17 protein-coding genes and 1 tRNA gene (1 of these 18 only partly in view) are annotated in these 17,823 nt (G+C 58.2%); 10 read left to right on the forward strand and 8 right to left on the reverse strand.

The annotated features are described in order from the left end of the window. Together msrQ and msrP are read right to left on the reverse strand one after the other, a co-directional pair. A protein-coding gene (msrQ, locus tag GOW56_RS14240; RefSeq protein ID WP_171206300.1) for a protein-methionine-sulfoxide reductase heme-binding subunit MsrQ crosses the window boundary here: on the reverse strand, window positions 1-256 show its 5' end (the start). The gene continues 359 nt to the left of window position 1, outside the view; 256 of the gene's 615 nt are visible here — the first part of the coding sequence; it begins with the start codon at window positions 254-256; its stop codon lies off the left edge, out of view. A gap of 4 nt (window positions 257-260) precedes the next feature. After that, window positions 261-1,163 carry a protein-methionine-sulfoxide reductase catalytic subunit MsrP gene (msrP, locus tag GOW56_RS14245; RefSeq protein WP_171172626.1) on the reverse strand — a complete coding sequence of 301 codons (903 nt, stop codon included), beginning with the start codon at window positions 1,161-1,163 and terminating at the stop codon, window positions 261-263. A gap of 331 nt (window positions 1,164-1,494) precedes the next feature. Between msrP and GOW56_RS14250 the strand changes: the two genes are divergently transcribed. Next, entirely contained in the window at window positions 1,495-2,310 is an 816-nt protein-coding gene (locus GOW56_RS14250) for a cyclase family protein (protein ID WP_171120595.1), read from the forward strand. 120 nt (window positions 2,311-2,430) lie between these two features. After that, window positions 2,431-2,967, forward strand: coding sequence for a hypothetical protein (locus GOW56_RS14255; protein ID WP_171206301.1), 537 nt, complete (start codon window positions 2,431-2,433; stop codon window positions 2,965-2,967). 45 nt (window positions 2,968-3,012) lie between these two features. On the opposite strand, the gene clpB is transcribed toward GOW56_RS14255, so the two are convergent. The 4 genes from clpB to GOW56_RS14275 form a co-directional block, all read right to left on the reverse strand. Continuing rightward, window positions 3,013-5,631, reverse strand: a complete 2,619-nt coding sequence (gene clpB, locus GOW56_RS14260; RefSeq protein WP_171206302.1) for an ATP-dependent chaperone ClpB — start codon at window positions 5,629-5,631, stop codon at window positions 3,013-3,015. Window positions 5,632-5,759: 128 nt separating this feature from the next. Next, window positions 5,760-6,074, reverse strand: a complete 315-nt coding sequence (locus GOW56_RS14265; protein ID WP_171206303.1) for a hypothetical protein — start codon at window positions 6,072-6,074, stop codon at window positions 5,760-5,762. Between the two features lie 100 nt (window positions 6,075-6,174). After that, window positions 6,175-7,017 (reverse strand): tetratricopeptide repeat protein, encoded by an 843-nt coding sequence (locus GOW56_RS14270; RefSeq protein ID WP_171206304.1) that lies wholly within the window; start codon window positions 7,015-7,017, stop codon window positions 6,175-6,177. A gap of 30 nt (window positions 7,018-7,047) precedes the next feature. After that, a complete protein-coding gene (locus GOW56_RS14275) occupies window positions 7,048-7,227 on the reverse strand; it encodes a hypothetical protein (RefSeq protein ID WP_171206305.1) in 180 nt (59 codons plus the stop codon). Between the two features lie 290 nt (window positions 7,228-7,517). On the opposite strand from GOW56_RS14275, the gene pyrF reads away from it, so the two are divergent. Together pyrF and GOW56_RS14285 are read left to right on the forward strand one after the other, a co-directional pair. Further along, window positions 7,518-8,231 carry an orotidine-5'-phosphate decarboxylase gene (gene pyrF, locus GOW56_RS14280; RefSeq protein ID WP_171120607.1) on the forward strand — a complete coding sequence of 238 codons (714 nt, stop codon included), beginning with the start codon at window positions 7,518-7,520 and terminating at the stop codon, window positions 8,229-8,231. Window positions 8,232-8,567: 336 nt separating this feature from the next. Further along, a complete protein-coding gene (locus GOW56_RS14285; RefSeq protein WP_171206306.1) occupies window positions 8,568-9,821 on the forward strand; it encodes a DNA polymerase IV in 1,254 nt (417 codons plus the stop codon). A gap of 2 nt (window positions 9,822-9,823) precedes the next feature. On the opposite strand, the gene GOW56_RS14290 is transcribed toward GOW56_RS14285, so the two are convergent. Continuing rightward, the gene (locus GOW56_RS14290) at window positions 9,824-10,684 is read right to left on the reverse strand and encodes an N-formylglutamate amidohydrolase (RefSeq protein ID WP_171172618.1); all 861 of its coding nucleotides are present in this window, start codon (window positions 10,682-10,684) and stop codon (window positions 9,824-9,826) included. Between the two features lie 148 nt (window positions 10,685-10,832). Between GOW56_RS14290 and GOW56_RS14295 the strand changes: the two genes are divergently transcribed. The 6 genes from GOW56_RS14295 to GOW56_RS14320 all read left to right on the forward strand — a co-directional run bounded on the left by GOW56_RS14295 (window position 10,833) and on the right by GOW56_RS14320 (window position 14,801). Continuing rightward, window positions 10,833-10,907, forward strand: a tRNA-Val gene (locus tag GOW56_RS14295). A gap of 90 nt (window positions 10,908-10,997) precedes the next feature. Further along, complete coding sequence (gene ykgO, locus GOW56_RS14300) at window positions 10,998-11,123, forward strand: type B 50S ribosomal protein L36 (protein WP_008755722.1); 126 nt, start codon at window positions 10,998-11,000, stop codon at window positions 11,121-11,123. Between the two features lie 114 nt (window positions 11,124-11,237). Further along, window positions 11,238-12,398, forward strand: a complete 1,161-nt coding sequence (locus GOW56_RS14305) for a sialidase family protein (RefSeq protein ID WP_171206307.1) — start codon at window positions 11,238-11,240, stop codon at window positions 12,396-12,398. 195 nt (window positions 12,399-12,593) lie between these two features. Continuing rightward, the gene (locus GOW56_RS14310; protein WP_171172616.1) at window positions 12,594-13,610 is read left to right on the forward strand and encodes a Fe(3+) ABC transporter substrate-binding protein; all 1,017 of its coding nucleotides are present in this window, start codon (window positions 12,594-12,596) and stop codon (window positions 13,608-13,610) included. 118 nt (window positions 13,611-13,728) lie between these two features. Then, window positions 13,729-14,283, forward strand: a complete 555-nt coding sequence (locus GOW56_RS14315) for a helix-turn-helix domain-containing protein (protein WP_171206308.1) — start codon at window positions 13,729-13,731, stop codon at window positions 14,281-14,283. Further along, on the forward strand, window positions 14,280-14,801 hold the full coding sequence (locus tag GOW56_RS14320; protein ID WP_171206309.1) for a GNAT family N-acetyltransferase: 522 nt from the start codon (window positions 14,280-14,282) through the stop codon (window positions 14,799-14,801). Before GOW56_RS14315 ends, GOW56_RS14320 begins: the two co-directional genes overlap by 4 nt. Window positions 14,802-14,995: 194 nt before the next feature. Here the strand turns inward: GOW56_RS14320 and GOW56_RS14325 are convergent, their stop codons facing one another. Next, complete coding sequence (locus GOW56_RS14325; RefSeq protein WP_171206310.1) at window positions 14,996-17,788, reverse strand: bifunctional aconitate hydratase 2/2-methylisocitrate dehydratase; 2,793 nt, start codon at window positions 17,786-17,788, stop codon at window positions 14,996-14,998. Window positions 17,789-17,823: the final 35 nt, after the last annotated feature.

The following is a 17,823-nucleotide window of genomic DNA, read 5'->3' on the forward strand; positions in this document are numbered from 1 at the left end:
CAAACGTGAGCACCCCGATCGCGCGGCGAAACTTCATCAGGTTGAGGCCGACATGCCGGCGCAGGGGTGTGACCGCCAAACCGGCAATCAGCAACTGAAGGCCCAGTTCCCCATATCTGTGCTCCAACGCCTCAATCGGTTCGACCCCCAGACCACCGTTCAGGCCAAGATAAAACAGCCAGGGCGCGGGCAACGCCCCCAGCAGATATATGACCCATACCGGAATACGGCGGAGTATCTGGTTAATCGCCGACATGGTCCTAATAGTTCTTGGTCAGATCCATGCCTTCATAAAGGCTGGCGACCTCTTGTTCATAGCCATTGAACATCAGGGTCGGCTTGCGGGACGCGAAAAGCCCGCCCCCGATCTCGCGCTCTGAAGCCTGAGACCAGCGTGGATGGTCCACGTTGGGGTTCACATTACTGTAGAACCCGTATTCGCGTGGATTGGACATGTTCCAGCTGGTGGGCGGTTCATCCTCGGTCAGCGTGATCCGAACAATCGACTTGATCGATTTGAAGCCGTATTTCCAAGGGACGACCAGACGCAAGGGGGCACCGTTCTGGTTGGGAATTGGGCGGTCGTAAATTCCGGTTGCCATGATTGTCAGAGGGTGCATCGCCTCGTCCAGGCGCAAGCCCTCTCGGTACGGCCAATCAAGAACGGGAAACCGCGTTCCCGGCATCTCGTCCGGGCGATAGGCCGTCTCAAAAGCCACATATTTCGCGCCGTCTTGCACGCCCGCCATATTGAGAAGGTCGGCCAGCTCAAACCCGTTCCACGGAATTACCATCGACCAGGCTTCCACACAGCGGAAGCGGTAGATCCGCTCCTCTATCGTCATCCCGGACAGGATGGCCTGAAAATCATAGTCGCCGGGGCGGTCGACCAGACCGTCAATCGTGACGCTCCAGGGTTCGGTCACCAGCGTATGAGCATATTTCGCCGGGTCATCTTTTCCGGTCCCGAACTCATAGTAGTTGTTGTAGGTGGTGATCTCTTCCCACGTGTTCGGCTCCAACCCATCCTGTGCTGCCGCCGGTTTGGCCATCGCAGTCAGGCCGACACCTGCCAGCCCGGCCATAACCTGCCGCCGGTTGAGGAACGCCGCCCGGGGCGTGACGTCGGCATGTGTCAAAGTATTGGTCCAGCGATGCGCCATATGGGTCTCCGTCATCTTCAGTGGTCGCTATTGACGTAGTGTGCTGATAGCACAGAGCCACGGAAACAAGCGTAACGATTGAGCGAAGTGATTGTAACGTTCCAATGTGATCGGGCATTCGAGTATCGTTTTCAGCACCGAAAACCATAGACTAGAGAGCTTTTGGAGCCCGGCGGAAAACCGCGGTTTTAGTGAATTACCGTCAGAACACGGGTACAAAACTTTACAACTGCGGGCGCAAGGCTGCACTCTGTCAGACGGGCGCCACGCCAAGCCGAACGCGAGGCAAGGCTGCGATTGCAGCCTTTTGGCCGCAATGGGAGGAAGAAAAATGTGTGATATCTGCGTAATGAATGCCGTCAAAGACAAGATGCTGTCTCGTCGCGGGTTCTTCAAAGCTGCCGCCGCTTCGGGTGTTGCAGCAGCCGCAACCGGGGCCGTCGCGCCGGCAGCACTGGCAGCCGGGCATGGCGGTGTCGAAGATATGACCCATACGCTGAGCCCGGATTTCCCGACATGGGGCGGCGAACCCGGCATTTCCGCCGAGCAAGCATTCAACTTTGCTGATCACGGCTTCAATCTGTTCAACCTTTCAATCAACGAACACACGGGCACGCATATCGATGCGCCGCTTCACTTTTCGGCGGATGGGACGTCGGTTGATGAAATCCCCGTCACGGATCTGGTCGCCCCCTTATGCGTCGTGGACATCGCCGCCCGAGCGGCCGAAGACGCTGACACGCGCGTCACCCCGGACGATCTGAAAGCCTGGATTGCGGCCAATGGTGATATCCCTGATGGTGCCTGCGTGGCGATGCATTCCGGATGGGCAGGCAAAACCGCCACGGATGAGTTCCGCAATTTCGACGGCGAAGCGCAGCATTACCCGGGATTCCACGTTGAAGCCGCGCAGATGCTGATGGAGGAGACAGGAGCACGATCAATTGCCGTTGATACCCTGTCCCTCGATCACGGCATGTCCGCAGATTTCGCGACACATTACGCGTGGTTGCCGTCAGGCCGGTTCGGGATCGAATGTCTGGCTGGGCTGGATCGCGTGCCTGCGTCGGGTGCAACGCTGGTGATCGGCGCACCCAAGCACCAAGGCGGCACCGGCGGGCCGGCCCGGATCTTTGCATTGGTCTGACGAATTCCCGGGCGGCTGACCAACGCCCGCCCGGCCATCTTTCCGGCAGAGCCAAACTTCTGCCAAAGTTGCAGACCAAGACTTCGTGCATTCTTGATCTGTTTGGGACACCCTGCCTCCATGTTGCTCAAACCACTTGTTGTTTCTCTGTCTTTGCTGTGCGGACCGGCATTGGCTGATGTGCAATCGTGCAAAAAGCTGTTTGAGCGCGCGCCGCAGGTCCTGAGCGATCTGAACCAGATCGGGTCTGAAGTTTATGAAGACAGCCATCCGGGCCTCGGCTATTCCACCACTTTCGCAGACCCATCTTCCAAGATCACGGTTTTCTTCTATGACCATCAACAAAGGGACGTCTCATCCGAAATGGCCCTTGAAAGCTTCAAGCAAGCTGCACGCGATATCGCTGCAATAGCTGCGCGGCGCGGTGCCGAGCTTGGCGAAATCAACGCCTATCAGTTGCGTGATCCGTCGCAGGTGTTGCCGTATCGGGCCGAGGCCAAGGCATCGGATGGCCTGTCCGAACTTCTGGCAGTCGGCGTCGTGGACAACTGTATTGTGAAGCTGAGGTTCACGGCCCAGTTTCCAATGGAGAAAGCGCAGGTCTGGATGAAGGTCCTCAGTGATTATCTGAACAAAGGCTATGGAAAGCCGACATGAAAAAGGCCCGCCAAAAAAGCGGGCCTTTCAGTTCACGGTGTCAGATCAATGCACCACGGCATCGTCCGGGCGGGGTCGCTCGGAAGTTCCCAAACGATCGCCGATGATCAAACCATCGGGCCCGGCGGTGACCGGAACGACGTCACCATCCTTGATTTCCCCGGCCAGCAGAGCTTCGGCCAACGGGTTCTGCAAGGCGCGCTGTATGACGCGTTTCAGCGGGCGGGCACCGAAGACCGGATCATAGCCTTCATTGGCCAGCCATTCCTTGGCGCTGTCATCCAGGGCCAGCTCGATCTTGCGGGCGGCCAGACGTTTTTGCAGACGTGCCATCTGAATATCGACGATGCCATCCATATCGGGCCGCTTGAGGCGGTCAAAGATGATCGTTTCGTCCAGACGGTTCAGGAATTCGGGCCGGAAATGTGCCCGGACCGCATCCATCACGTCGCGCTTGGCCTGTGAACTGTCCGCACCTTCGGGCAACTGGCTGAGCGCCTGCGACCCAAGGTTCGACGTCAGGATGATCAGCGTCTGTTTGAAGTCCACGGTGCGGCCCTGACCATCGGTCAGAACGCCATCGTCCAGAACCTGCAACAGCACGTTGAAGACATCCGGGTGCGCCTTTTCGACCTCGTCGAACAGCACGACCTGATAGGGTCTGCGCCTCACGGCTTCGGTCAGCACACCACCTTCGTCATAACCGACATAGCCCGGAGGGGCACCGATCAGACGGGCGACCGCGTGTTTCTCCATGAACTCGGACATGTCGATGCGCACCATCGCGTTGTCGTCATCGAACAGGAAATTCGCCACGGCCTTGGTCAGCTCGGTCTTACCCACGCCGGTCGGTCCGAGGAACAGGAACGAGCCAAGTGGACGACCTTCGTCATTCAGACCGGCTCGCGCACGACGTACTGCATTGGCAACAGCGGTGACAGCCGCATCCTGACCGATCACGCGCGAATGCAGTTCTTCTTCCATCCGCAGCAGTTTCTCGCGTTCGCCTTCCAGCATTTTGGCGGTCGGGATGCCCGTCCAGCGTTCGACAACACTGGCGATCTGTTCCGGACGCACCGTTTCCTCGGCCATCATGGCGTTGCTTTCGGCATTCTCGGCCTCGGACAGCTTTTTCTCAAGCTCGGGGATGATGCCATAGGACAGCTCACCCGCCTTGGCGAGGTTGCCTTCGCGCTTGGCGATTTCCAGATCGGCCCGCGCCTTGTCGAGCTGTTCCTTCAAATCCCGCGCGCCAGCCAGCTTGTCGCGTTCGGCCTGCCACTGCGCAGTCATCTCGGCGGATTTTTCCTGAAGTTCGGCAAGATCCTTCTGCAAGGTTTCCAGGCGATCCATCGATGCCGCATCGTCTTCCAGCTTCAGCGCCTCTTCCTCGATCTGCATCTGAAGGATCTGGCGATCCAGCTGATCAAGCTCTTCGGGCTTGGAGTCCACCTCCATCCGCAGACGCGACGCCGCCTCGTCGACAAGGTCGATGGCCTTGTCGGGCAGGAACCGGTCGGTGATATAGCGATGCGACAGGGTCGCCGCCGACACCAGCGCCGAATCCGAGATGCGCACGCCGTGGTGCAGCTCGTACTTCTCTTTGATACCGCGCAGAATGCTGATCGTGTCCTCGACCGTCGGTTCCTGAACCATCACCGGCTGGAAGCGGCGCGCAAGGGCCGCGTCTTTTTCGACGTATTTGCGATACTCGTCCAGTGTGGTCGCACCGATGCAGTGCAGCTCACCCCGTGCAAGCGCAGGCTTGATCAGGTTGGCGGCATCCATCGCACCATCCGATTTGCCCGCGCCAACCAGCGTGTGCATCTCGTCGATGAACAGGATGATCTCACCGGCGGCCTCGGTCACCTCGGTCAGAACAGCCTTGAGGCGTTCTTCGAATTCACCACGGTATTTCGCACCGGCAATCAGCGCACCCATGTCGAGCGCAAGCAGCTTCTTGTCCTTCAGCGATTCCGGCACGTCGCCGTTGACGATGCGCAGGGCCATGCCCTCGGCGATCGCGGTTTTACCGACGCCGGGTTCACCGATCAGAACCGGGTTGTTCTTGGTGCGGCGCGACAGAACCTGCATCGCGCGGCGAATTTCCTCGTCGCGGCCGATGATCGGGTCGATCTTGCCTTCGCGCGCGGCCTCGGTCAGGTCGCGGGCATATTTCTTGAGCGCGTCATAGCCCTCTTCCGCCGTTGCGGTGTCAGCAGTACGCCCCTTGCGGATGTCGTTGATGGCTTCGTTGAGCTTTTGCGCAGATACGGCACCCGCCTCCAGCGCCTCTTTGGCCTTGGATTTGACCATGCACAGCGCCATCAACACGCGCTCGACCGGAACAAAGCTGTCGCCCGCCTTGGTTGCGATCTTTTCAGCCTCGTCCAGAACCTTGGCCGTCTGGCCGTCCATGTAAATCTGACCGGCATCACCGCTGACTTTCGGGATCTTGCCCATAGCTGCGTCAAGCGCCTCGACCACGCGGTTCGGCGCGCCGCCCGCGCGTGTGATCAGATTGCTTGCCAGCCCCTGATCGTCATCCATCAATGCTTTGAGTATATGTGTGGGCTCCAGCCTCTGGTGCCCCTCGCGCAGCGCAATGGTCTGCGCCGCCTGCACGAACCCCCGTGCACGTTCGGTGAACTTGTTCAAGTCCATGGTATTCTCCTTTTCCAAGCGCCCGGAGAATTTGCGCCCGCTTGGCAGCACGCAGTGGTCCGGGCCTTGACCTCAATCTGGGAAACTTCTCCGCCGCTTCAAGAGGCTAGAGAGTGAAAAAAAAAGCCTCAACCACGCGGAATCGTATAGACGGTGTAGCCCCCGGTTTCGGCCACCTGCTGGGCATCGCTCGTCTCGACCAGCGACTGCGCGGCGGCGCTGCCCGTGGGGCAGGATACAAGGTCGGCGGTGTGGTCGAGGAAATTGCCGGTAAAGGCGGTTTCGCCGGTCAACTGGCACCAGTCATCTTCGGACCGATAGCCGCGGACAAGATACAAATCATCATTGGTCGGGGGCGGCGCGGCGCCTGTTTCGGTCTGTGGCGGCGTGTCGGTACAGGCGGCCAGCGCGGCCACGACGGCCAGCGGAACAAGGTGCTTCATGGTCTGTCCCTTTGATGCAATTTTCGTTTCAGAATGGCAGCACCATAGCACAGTTGGGACAAAGCGGGGACACCGCTGGCTCCTTTGTCAGCCGTGGGGGTCAACCGCCTTCGATCTGCCGGATCAGCTTTTGCGCCTCGTCATCGCCCTGCTCGGCCGCGAGGCGAAGAAACCTCAGCGCCTCTTCGACATCGCCGATTTCATAGAGCAACCGGCCGAATTTGCGCTGCGATTTCACATCGCCGAGCTTTGCTGCCCTGCCCCAGAACAACAAGGCTGCTTCCGTGTCCTGGGGCACACCGTCCCGCCCGTGATAGGTCAAAGACCCGAGATTGTGCAGCGCCACGACATTGTTCTGCTTGGCGGCCTGGAAATAATAATCCAGCGCCTGTTCGATGTCCTTGGAGTAGCCGTTCTCGCCGATCTCGTGGATATAGCCCAGACGCGCCGCGGCATCGGCGCTGCCGTTTCCGGCCGCCATCTTCAGACAGTCGACCGCGCGCTGCATATCGCGCGTGACATGCGTGCCTTCGCGATAGATTACGCCGAGATGCAGCAGAGACGGCTCATATCCGAAGAACGCGGCCCTTTCGTAATAGTACAGCGCCTTGTCGATGTCGGGCGCAACACCTTTCCCGTTCTCGTAGCCATAAGCGACGTTGTGCATCCCCATCGGCAGACCGGTTTCGGCAGCCGCCATGTACCAGGCAAACGCGGTCTCGTGGTCCGCGGGAACGATCTCGCCATCATTATAGAGCGAAGCGAGCGTGTTCATCGCCAGCCCGCTGCCCTCCATTGCGGCCAGTTCCGAAAACTCGAGCGCCATTTCCAGCTTGCCACCCTTCATCAGCGCCCGGCCAAAGGCGGCCACGACCTCGGCATCGACATCCTGGTCTTTCAGCAGCAGATCGGCACAGATCGCCATCGCATTCTCGGCGTCCATGTCGGCCCATTTTACCCCGTCGAGATAGGGCTACTGCCCCGGAGCAGCAGCGGCCATCAGGCAGTCATACTCTCCGTCCGAATAGTCGGGGTCCTGCGGTGGATCGTCAGGGTCGGGGTCCGGCCGGGGGCGCAGGTCGGAAACCCGCAGGCGCCGTTGCGGTTCCTTGGGGTCGTCGGCCTTTGCCGGCGCAGGGGTCTCGCCGGTCAACCCAACCAGCAGATCGTGCGCCAGTTGCGAATAGATCGGGCAATCGACGTAGATCTGTGCAAAACTCTCGATCGCGGTCGCCGACCCGCTGTCCTAGACGTCCGCCCGACCAGTCGGGCCTCGCCGCAATCCGTGTCACCGGCACAGACCGCGCCCGCCCCGACCAGTACAGCCGCCGCGGCCAACACACCCAACCGTATCATCCCGTATTTTCCTGCGTCTTTTCTTGTCTCAATGCGTCACACGCTCTACAGAAGCGCCGATCCCGCCAAGTTTGAAAGGCCGAAACAATGTCCCAAACCGCCGATGACCGCCTGATCGTCGCCCTCGACGTCCCCAACGCGCTGGAAGGGCTGAAGCTGGCCGAGACGCTGGGCGACGCCGTGTCGTTCTACAAGATCGGCCTGGGCATGCTGACAGGCGGCGGGCTGGCATTGGCCAATGAGCTCAAGCAGGAACACGGCAAGCGCATCTTCCTGGACATGAAGCTGTTCGACATCGGCAACACAGTGGAAAACGCGGTGCGGGGGTTGGCGCAGTTCGATCTGGATTTCCTGACCGTGCATGGCGACCCGCATGTGGTGCGCGCCGCCAAGGAAGGCGCGGCGGGCAAGGATCTGAAAATCCTGGCGGTGACCATCCTGACCTCGCTGAACCGCGACGACCTGGATGCCGGCATGATGAAGGCCGGTGACGTTCAGGACATGGTGGTGGAACGCGCCGCCCACGCCTTCGAGGCCGGGGCCGATGGCGTGATCGCCAGCCCGCAGGAGGCCGCCCTGATCCGCGCCCTACCCCAGGCGACGGGCCGGCTGATCGTAACCCCCGGCGTGCGTCCGGCAGGCGCGGCACTGGGCGATCAAAAACGTGTGGCCACACCTGCCAGCGCCATCCAGGGCGGGGCGGATCATATCGTAGTTGGCCGCCCCATTTATCAGGCCGAAGATCCGAAATCCGCGGCCGCGGCCGTTTTGACCGAGTTAAATTCTCTGAAAACGAGATGAGCAGGATCATCGTTTCAACAGGGATTCACGCTGAAAAAACCGCCGCAACAGGTTGACCTTACGTCAATTTTTCGCGAATCCGCGCCAAATCGTCCCTGTGCCAGAAAACACACATTCAAAAAGCGAGTTTTTGAAAAGCGCGCTTAACCCTATCTCAGCCCGAAAATCTTAGCGATTCTTAAGGGGATTTACTCCCCAACGAACCTATCCTTCCTGAGGTTCGTTACTTCCCCCCGCGAAGCGCGGGGGGTTTCTTTTCTCTGAATGATCTTTGATCGATATCACTGGATGATATAAAGAACCCCCAAGACAACTGCGGAACACACGAGGACGCAGATGCCCGGTCTTTGCCGAGATTGCCTGACCCCTTTGACGAACGAACGGCGCTGCACGGCCTGCGGCAGCCCCAGGGTAAAGTCTCATCCCGAACTGTTTGATTTGTCCATCGCGCATATGGATTGCGATGCCTTCTATGCTTCGGTGGAAAAGCGGGGCAATCCGGAATTGGCAGACAAGCCTGTCATCATCGGCGGCGGCAAACGCGGTGTTGTGTCCACGGCATGCTACGTGGCCCGAATTCGCGGTGTGCGATCCGCCATGCCCATGTTCAAAGCGCTGCAACTGTGCCCCGATGCCGTCGTGATCAAACCACGCATGTCCGTGTATGCCCAGGTGTCACGGGACATCCGCGCCATGATGGACGAACTGACACCAGTGGTCGAACCCCTGTCGCTGGACGAAGCTTTCATGGACCTGTCCGGCACCGAACGCCTGCACGGAGCCCCCCCAGCCGTCATGCTCGCGCGCCTGGTCAAACGCATGAAGGATGAACTGGGCGTGACAGGATCCATCGGGCTGAGTCACAACAAGTTTCTGGCCAAGGTTGCCTCGGACCTCGACAAACCCCGCGGGTTTTCGGTGATCGGCAAGGCAGAGACGGCAGAGTTTCTGAATGACAAACCCGTAAGGTTGATCTGGGGCATTGGCCCCGCCGCGCAGGAATCACTGGATCGGGCAGGGATTCGAACCTTCAACGACCTGCTGCGTTGGGATCAGGAGGCTTTGACTGCGCGTTTCGGCTCGATGGGGTATCGCCTGTGGCATTTGGCACGGGGTCAGGACAAACGGCGCGTTTCAGCCCATGAACCGATGAAATCCATCAGCAATGAGACCACGTTTTTCGAGGACACCGCCAATATTGATGTGCTGGACGGACATTTGTGGCGCATGGCCCTGAAGGTCTCGGACCGGGCCAAGGCCAAGGATCTGGCTGGCCGGGTCGTTACGCTGAAGCTGAAGAAGGCCAATCACAAGGTTCTGACACGGCGCGTGTCATTGCGGGACGCAACGCAGATCGCGGACAGGATTTATCGCACCGCAAAAGGGCTTTTCGATCAGGTGGGGGATCAGGGGCCGTACCGCCTGTTGGGATGTGGCCTGTCTGACCTGTGCCCGGCGGATCAGGCCGACATCTCCGGCGACCTGCTTGATCCCGGCGCCGACCGCAGATCACAGGCCGAGCGGGCCACCGACCAGATCCGCCAGAGGTTCGGCCCGGAAGCAATCGTGAAGGGCCGTGCTTTGCGCTAGTTTCATTCCGCCGCCAGACGATGAGGTTTGGAACCGATCCTGGATATGTCGCGCACCACCTGCCGAAGGAGTTTCGAAAACGTCATGAAATTGGCGTTCGGCGCAATCTTTTCTTCGTCCATATACAAGGCCCGGTCGATTTCAATCTGGATCGCGTGTTGCTGGCGGGTGGGGCGGCCATAAGTCTGAGTCACATAGGCCCCCGCAAACGGGGCATTACGCACAACATTCAGACCTGCCGCAGCAAACGCCGATTCGACGAGGTCCACGATTTCAGACGAGGCCGAAGCACCGAACCGATCACCCAGCACGATCTCGGGCCGTTTGTTTCGGGTCGTACCAGCCATGGCCACCGCCTCATGCGGCATGGAGTGGCAATCCACCAGTATGGCCTGGCCGAATTTCTCGTGTGATTCGGCCAGCAGGGATTTCAAACGTGCATGATAGGGGCGCCAATAGGTGTCGATACGCAGCCGCGCCTCGTCCATGGTCAGCTTGCCGCTGTAGATTGCCCGTCCATTGGCCACAACGCGGGGTATCACACCCAACCCTGATGCGACCCTGGGGTTGTGCCCATGCCTGCGGGCACCGCTGATCAGCGCCGGGTCCAGTTCATCCAGACTGCGATTCAGGTCCAGATAGGCGCGCGGCATGGTCGCTTTGATCAAAGGCGCGCCATTTTCGGCCGCAGCAGCAAACAATTGATCCACGAAGGCGTCTTCCGAGGATCGAATCACGCTTTGATTCAGAACGGACCGCTTCAAAAACGCTTCTGGATAATTCCGCCCGCTATGCGGGGATGAAAAAACCACGCATGAACTGCGGTTTTCTGGCATATCCAATACAAAGGCTGCGTTCTGCATGATCCCTCCATGTTCGCAATCAACATAGACCGGAAAATAGTTCTACCAAACCCCTTGAACCCCTTTGCGACTCCTTTTATAGACCCCGCTACCGGCGCGGGGTTCCGCGCCCCATTTCGTTATGGGGCTGGGCACGCAAAGGGAAAGTGGGCGGTTAGCTCAGCGGTAGAGCACTTCGTTGACATCGAAGGGGTCACAAGTTCGATCCTTGTACCGCCCACCATGATTTCACTGTTCCGGAGATCCGGGACACCCGAGTAACCCAGGCGCTGGCCACGTCCTTGATGAAGGCGCCGCAGATTGGAGACAGACCATGAAGGTCAAGAACTCGCTCCGCTCGCTCAAGAATCGGCACCGCGACTGCCGTATTGTGCGTCGCAAAGGCCGCGTCTACGTTATCAACAAGACGCAGCGCAAGTTCAAAGCTCGTCAGGGCTGAGAACAGCGAAACACCGTTTTAGAAAACCGCGCTCTTGAGCGCGGTTTTTTTTGTTTTCTGCACCTGTGCGCCCGACGTGCTACCCTTGCTTCGATATTGCGGAGTGTAAAACCCATGCGCGAACACGGCATCGACGTACTGGTGGGGACGACCAAGGGAACGTTCATTGTCTCTGGCGATCAGAACAGGTCAGGCTGGAAAGTGACGGGCCCGCATTGCGAAGGATGGCCGATCAACCACGTCATCGGCGACAAGGAAACGGGCACGCTTTGGGCCGGGGGCGGTGGTGACTGGCATGGCGCCGGTGTCTGGTGTTCCGAAGACGGCGGTGTGACTTGGCAGGTCGCAAAACTCACCAAAGGCCAAATGGACGAGTGGGCCGCCAACGATCAGGATTTTGCCCAGATGATCGGCTGGACCGGAGAACCCGCACCATTCGCCGATGAGTTTTCGCAGGTCTGGTCTTTGCGTTATCAACATGGAACGTTGTACGCTGGCACAAAACCGGCCCGCCTGCTTGCCAGCCACGATAATGGTCGGACATGGGACACGCTTGAGGGCCTGACAAACCACCCCTCAGCACCCGATTGGAATCCCGGCGGTGCGGGGCTGGTCCTGCATACAATCGTGACTGACCCAAATGATTCGAAAAAGCTCTGGGTCGGCATTTCCGCTGCGGGTGTGTTTGCAACCGAGGATGGCGGCGCAAGCTGGGAGCGGCGCAACAGATTGTCCAACGCCGAATCTTGCACGCATCATGATCATCCCGCTGCCCCCAGGGATGGTGAAACGGGTCATTGCGTCCACAACATGGTTCAAGCTCCAGGAACCGCGGATTTGCTCTACCAGCAAAACCATCACGGTGTCTGGCGCTCGGCCGACGGAGGGCGCAGTTGGGATGACATCACCAAAGGCCTGCCATCCACCTTTGGATTTCCGATTCATGTGCACCCACGTGATCCGGACACGATCTGGACATTACCCTTGAACGGAGGCAGCATCGGGCGCTATCCACCGGATGCCGCCGCGGCAGTTTGGAAATCCACAAACGGAGGCGCAACATGGCAAGACCAGCGGCGTGGGTTGCCGCAAGAAAGCTGTTTTTTCACTGTTCTGCGACAGGCCATGGCCGGAGACCACCGAGACCCCGCCGGTATCTATTTCGGGACCAACAGCGGCTCGGTTTTTGCCAGTGTTGATGAAGGGGACACCTGGACGGAAGTCGCGCGCCATTTGCCCACGATCCTTGCAGTTGAGGTACTTGATCGTGAGTGATCCAGACACTGCCGTGTGACGCGGATCTTTCCGTTCAACACAAATCGCGCCCGCCCGGAAAAGCCTCGCAAGTGCGCCTGCGCTCATTTGACCAAGTAAATCTGTCGGATTTTCTTGCATCTCGCTGAGAATCGTATAATTGAGCAAATCAGTCGGGATATCGACCGACGCGAAATTCAATTGTTGGGGCAAACTATGCTGAAATCCACAACCTGCCTGGCTGCCGCTCTGTCGGCATTGATCGCAACATCAGCCGCGGCTGAAGGCGAGCTGAACCTTTATTCCTCGCGCCACTATGACACTGACGAACGTCTTTACACGGACTTCGAAGAAGCGACCGGCATCAAGATCAACCGGATCGAAGGCAAGGCGGATGAATTGATTGCGCGGATGGAAGCTGAAGGCGCGAACTCTCCGGCGGATGTAATGCTGACGGTCGACACGTCTCGCCTGGCGCGCGCCAAAGATGCGGGCATTCTGCAAGCAATCGACAGCGAAACCCTGGAGGAGCGCATCCCCGCCAACCTTCAGGACGAAGACAACCAGTGGTTCGGCTTCTCGCAGCGCGGTCGGATCATCTTTTTCAACAAAGAAAACGTTGCCAATCCGCCGGCCACTTACGCAGACCTCGCCAAGCCGGAATACAAGGGCCTGATCTGCATCCGGTCCTCGACCAACACCTACAACCAGACCCTGCTCGCCTCGATCATCACACATGAAGGCGCCGAAGCTGCAAAATCCTGGGCCGAAGGCGTTGTCGCCAACATGGCCCGAGACCCGCAGGGAGGTGACACCGACCAGCTGCGTGGCATCGTTTCGGGTGAATGCGACATCGCTGTATCGAACACCTACTACTATGCACGGGCTATCCGCAAAGACGTCAAAGGCCTGTCCTCTGACCTCGACAAGATCGGCTGGGTCTTCCCCAATCAGGACAGCTATGGTGCGCATATGAACCTGTCGGGCGGTGGCGTCGCGGCACACGCGCCGAACAAGGAAAACGCAATCCTGTTCCTCGAGTATCTGGCAAGCGATCAGGCGCAGAAGTACTTCTCGGCGGGCAATGACGAATTCCCGGCAGTACAGAGTGTTGAACTGGCGGAATCGGTAAAGGCACTGGGTGAGTTCAAAGCTGACGACGTGAACCTGTCGGAAGTCGCAAAAAACATCCCGGAAGCACAGAAAATCTTTAACGAAGTCGGCTGGAAGTAATCCACTGCCTCGTCAAAAGCTGGCAGAGGGCGCGGAGTTTCTGCGCCCTTTTTCATTTACATATACATAATTTTTATGTAATTTTCCCATAAATGAAAACTTCTCTCATTTGTGATCCATGCTCGACAACCTCTCAAACCGCCTTGCCGTCCGTTTGAACGAACTTCGCCACGGGCGCGGGTGGTCCCTGGATCAACTGGCCGCCCACAGCGGAATCAGCCGCGCCACGCTGTCCCGCATGGAGAAAGGAGAGGTCAGCCCCACCGCTGAGAATCTTGGGCGCCTCTGTGCAGCTTATGATCTGCCGATGTCCCGGCTTTTGATGATGGTCGAAGACAGCTTTGACCCCAAAGTGGCGTTTGAACGCCAGACCGAATGGCGGGATCCCGAAACCGGCTTTACCCGCCGTGCAGTTTCACCGCCTGCAAACGGCTTGAACGCCGAGGTCGTGGAATGTCACCTGCCGCGCGATACGGTCATCACTTACGAGGCGCCGCCCAAATCCGGGCAGGAACACCATCTGATCCTGATCGACGGCGCACTGACACTGACAGTTGACGGAACCCCCCATGCGCTGAGCGCCGGAGATTGCCTGCGCTATCACCTGTCGGGCCCAACCCGGTTTGAAACCGGGGCATCTCGCGGTGCGCGTTATCTTTTGGTGCTGATATGATCTCGCGTCTGACCGATCTCGATTTCAGCGCGGCAGTGGATGATCTGGCGGAAATCCTCCACGCCTGTGTGCATGACGGGGCCAGCATCGGCTTTGTCCTTCCGTTTACCGAGAGTGACGCACGAAAATACTGGCTGCAAAACGTTCGACCTGGGCTGAAATCCGGTGCATTGGAGCTGTTTGTCCTCCACCACAACGGGCGCATTCAGGGCACGGTGCAACTGATCCCCGCGACCATGCCCAATCAGCCGCACCGCGCCGATGTCGCAAAACTTCTGGTGCACCCGAACGCCAGACGGCGCGGTTTTGGCCGTGCCTTGATGGAAGCCCTCTTTCAGCGAACGGCAAAGTTGGAACGCACGATGCTGGTTCTGGATACCCGCAGCACCGACCCTTCTCGATTGCTTTATCTGGACCTGGGGTTTCAGATCGCCGGGGAAATTCCGAACTATTGCCGGAACCCGTTCGAAACCAGACTGGAACCCACAACTTACATGTATAAAGAGCTGTCAGCCTGACGCCAAACAGCGACCGTATGGCCGTGGATCATGGATTTTTCCCCAATGGTCCACGCGAAGTCGTGCGAAAGGTCCGGGGCATTCCCATGCCGCGCTTTTGCGCGGCGCGCGCTGCAACCAGGCCTGAACACAGCGGAACTCAATCGCCCGGCCACCTGAAGGGATGACCGGGCAATCAACTTTGTGCCTTGCGTTTAGAAATGCGCTGACTTCGTGCCTGCGGGCTTTTCCATCGGAGGCGCAAATTTGGTCAGGTCGATACCTTTCACGGCCGATTTGTATTCCTCGGCGGTCGGCATTCGGCCCAAAACAGCCGACAACACCACCACCGGGGTCGATGCCAGTAGGGATTCGCCTTTCTTGTCCGCCGCGTCCTCAACAACACGCCCCTGGAACAGGCGTGTGGACGTGGCCAGAACAGTGTCACCCTTTGCGGCTTTCTCCTGGTTGCCCATGCAGAGGTTACATCCCGGACGCTCCAGATACAGGATATTCTCGTATTCCGTCCGTGCTTTGCTCTTTGGGAACAGATCGTCGAATTCAAAGCCTGAATACTTCTGAAGAATGCTCCACTCGCCTTCTTCTTTCAGCTCATCGATGATGTTGTAGGTGGGCGCAGCAACGACCAGCGGGGCCTTGAATTCTACTGTGCCCTTCTCCTGCTCGATGTTTTTCAGCATTTGCGAGACGATGACCAGATCGCCTTTGTGCACCATGCACGATCCAACAAATCCCAGATCGACCTTCTTTTCCCCCTTGTAGTGGGAAACCGGCCGGATCGTATCATGGGTATACCGCTTTGAGACATCGGCGTTATTGACATCCGGGTCGGCGATCATGGGTTCGCTGATCTCATCCAGATCAACCACCAGCTCGGCAAAATACTTGGCGTTTTCATCCGGTTTCAGGGCCGGCTTTTCACCCGACTTGATTTCCGCGATGCGCGCGTCGGCCTTGTCGATCAGGCCTTGCAGTGTCCGGGCCTCGTTATCCATTCCCTTGTCGATCATGATCTGGATACGGCTTTTTGCGATTTTCAGAGATTCGATCAACGTGTCATCCGCTGAGATGCAGATCGAGGCCTTGGCCTTCATCTCGGCCGTCCAGTCAGTAAAGGTGAATGCCTGATCCGCCAGCAATGTGCCGATGTGAACTTCGATTATCCGGCCCTGGAACACGTTGTCGCCGAATTTCTTCAGCATCTGCGCCTGGGTGGCGTGAACCACATCGCGGAAATCCATGTGATCCGCCATCTGGCCCTTGAACGTCACCTTGACCGATTCCGGGATCGGCATGGTAGCTTCGCCAGTGGCCAGCGCCAGTGCAACAGTACCCGAGTCAGCACCAAACGCGACGCCTTTGGACATACGTGTATGCGAGTCGCCACCAATGATGATCGCCCAGTCATCCACGGTGATGTCGTTCAGAACCTTGTGGATGACGTCTGTCATCGAGTGATAAACACCTTTGGGGTCACGCGCGGTGATCAGACCAAAGTTGTTCATGAATTTCATCAGTTTTGGGATATTTGCCTGCGCTTTGGAATCCCAAACCGAAGCAGTGTGACAGCCAGACTGATAGGCGCCGTCAACGGTGGGCGATATCACTGTCGCCGCCATGGCTTCCAGTTCCTGTGCCGTCATCAAGCCGGTGGTGTCCTGCGAACCGACGATGTTGACCTTCACCCGAACATCCGAGCCCGCATGCAGAACTTTGCCTTCGGCCACGCCAACCGCATTCTTGTTGAATATCTTTTCAACCGCCGTCAGGCCCTGCCCTTCATGCGAGATCTCTTTGGACGGTGCGAAAGCGGATTTCAGCTCGATGCCGAGCGTCTCGGCCGCGAATGTCTGGAGCTTTTTGCCAAAGACAATAGCATAAGATCCTCCGGCCTTTATGAACTCGGTCTTTTGCGGCGTGAAGGATGATGACAGATCGACCAGCTCTTTGTCGCCTGCGTCATTGTACAGCTTTTTGTCCTTGGTGTTGATGGTCAGTACCGTTCCGGTCTCGACGGAATATTTCTGCTCGAGGATAGGATTGCCGTCATTGTTCAGGATCGGATTGCCGTCGGCATCCTCTTTCTTGACCCAGTTCTTGAGATCGATGCCGATCCCGCCGGTGACGCCGACAGTGGTCAGAAAGATCGGTGAAATCCCGTTTGTACCGGCAACAACCGGCGCGATGTTCACGAATGGAACATAGGGGCTAGCTTGCTTTCCGGTCCACAATGCAACGTTGTTTACACCGGACATGCGCGACGATCCAACGCCCATCGTCCCTTTTTCAGCAATCAGCATGACACGCTTGTCCGGGTGCTGTTTTTGCAAGTCCTGAATCTCGGCCTGTGCTTCGGGTGAGATCATGCACTTGCCGTGCAATTCACGGTCCGACCGCGAATGCGCCTGATTGCCGGGCGACAGAAGATCGGTCGAAATATCCCCTTCGGCCGCCACATAGGTCACAACCTTGATTTCTTCTTCGATGTCGGGAAGCCGGGTAAAGAACTCGGCCTTGGCATAGCTTTCCAGAATGTCCCTGGCAACGGCGTTCCCGGCCTCAAAGGCTATTTTCAGACGGTTGGTATCTGCGTCGTACAGGAACACCTGGGTTTTCAGAACTGCCGCCGCTTTCTGCGCAATCTCTGCGTCATCGCCCAGCGCCAGATCAAGCAGAACCTCTACCGATGGGCCGCCCTTCATATGCGACAGCAATTCAAACGCGAAATCCTGCGAGATTTCTTCGACCGTCGCTTCACCCAGGATGATCTCTTTCAGAAAGCGCGCCTTTTCACCTGCGGCGCTGGTTGTGCCCGGAAGCGTGTTGTAGATGAAGTAGTTCAGTGAATCGGCACGATGAGCGTGACCCGTATCTTTGATCTGCCCGATGATTTCCTGCAAAAGAGCACCGTCTTCGATGGGTTTGGGGTGCAGACCCTGTTCTTTGCGCGTCTCGATTTCGTTCAGGTATTCTGTGTAAAGGCTCATGACGGTTCCGACCATTTAGCTGATGCACCGGGCCA

This window comes from Ruegeria sp. HKCCA0235A (genome assembly GCF_013033235.1).
GTDB lineage: Bacteria > Pseudomonadota > Alphaproteobacteria > Rhodobacterales > Rhodobacteraceae > Ruegeria.

What these genes read in the sequence shown, in the direction of transcription:
- msrP (WP_171172626.1), bottom strand. Translation starts at nt 1,163, where the DNA reads ATGGCGCATCGCTGGACCAATACTTTGACACATGCCGACGTCACGCCC.
- GOW56_RS14250 (WP_171120595.1), top strand. Translation starts at nt 1,495, where the DNA reads ATGTGTGATATCTGCGTAATGAATGCCGTCAAAGACAAGATGCTGTCT.
- GOW56_RS14255 (WP_171206301.1), top strand. Translation starts at nt 2,431, where the DNA reads ATGTTGCTCAAACCACTTGTTGTTTCTCTGTCTTTGCTGTGCGGACCG.
- clpB (WP_171206302.1), bottom strand. Translation starts at nt 5,631, where the DNA reads ATGGACTTGAACAAGTTCACCGAACGTGCACGGGGGTTCGTGCAGGCG.
- GOW56_RS14265 (WP_171206303.1), bottom strand. Translation starts at nt 6,074, where the DNA reads ATGAAGCACCTTGTTCCGCTGGCCGTCGTGGCCGCGCTGGCCGCCTGT.
- GOW56_RS14270 (WP_171206304.1), bottom strand. Translation starts at nt 7,017, where the DNA reads ATGGACGCCGAGAATGCGATGGCGATCTGTGCCGATCTGCTGCTGAAA.
- pyrF (WP_171120607.1), top strand. Translation starts at nt 7,518, where the DNA reads ATGTCCCAAACCGCCGATGACCGCCTGATCGTCGCCCTCGACGTCCCC.
- GOW56_RS14285 (WP_171206306.1), top strand. Translation starts at nt 8,568, where the DNA reads ATGCCCGGTCTTTGCCGAGATTGCCTGACCCCTTTGACGAACGAACGG.
- GOW56_RS14290 (WP_171172618.1), bottom strand. Translation starts at nt 10,684, where the DNA reads ATGCAGAACGCAGCCTTTGTATTGGATATGCCAGAAAACCGCAGTTCA.
- ykgO (WP_008755722.1), top strand. Translation starts at nt 10,998, where the DNA reads ATGAAGGTCAAGAACTCGCTCCGCTCGCTCAAGAATCGGCACCGCGAC.
- GOW56_RS14305 (WP_171206307.1), top strand. Translation starts at nt 11,238, where the DNA reads ATGCGCGAACACGGCATCGACGTACTGGTGGGGACGACCAAGGGAACG.
- GOW56_RS14310 (WP_171172616.1), top strand. Translation starts at nt 12,594, where the DNA reads ATGCTGAAATCCACAACCTGCCTGGCTGCCGCTCTGTCGGCATTGATC.
- GOW56_RS14315 (WP_171206308.1), top strand. Translation starts at nt 13,729, where the DNA reads ATGCTCGACAACCTCTCAAACCGCCTTGCCGTCCGTTTGAACGAACTT.
- GOW56_RS14320 (WP_171206309.1), top strand. Translation starts at nt 14,280, where the DNA reads ATGATCTCGCGTCTGACCGATCTCGATTTCAGCGCGGCAGTGGATGAT.
- GOW56_RS14325 (WP_171206310.1), bottom strand. Translation starts at nt 17,788, where the DNA reads ATGAGCCTTTACACAGAATACCTGAACGAAATCGAGACGCGCAAAGAA.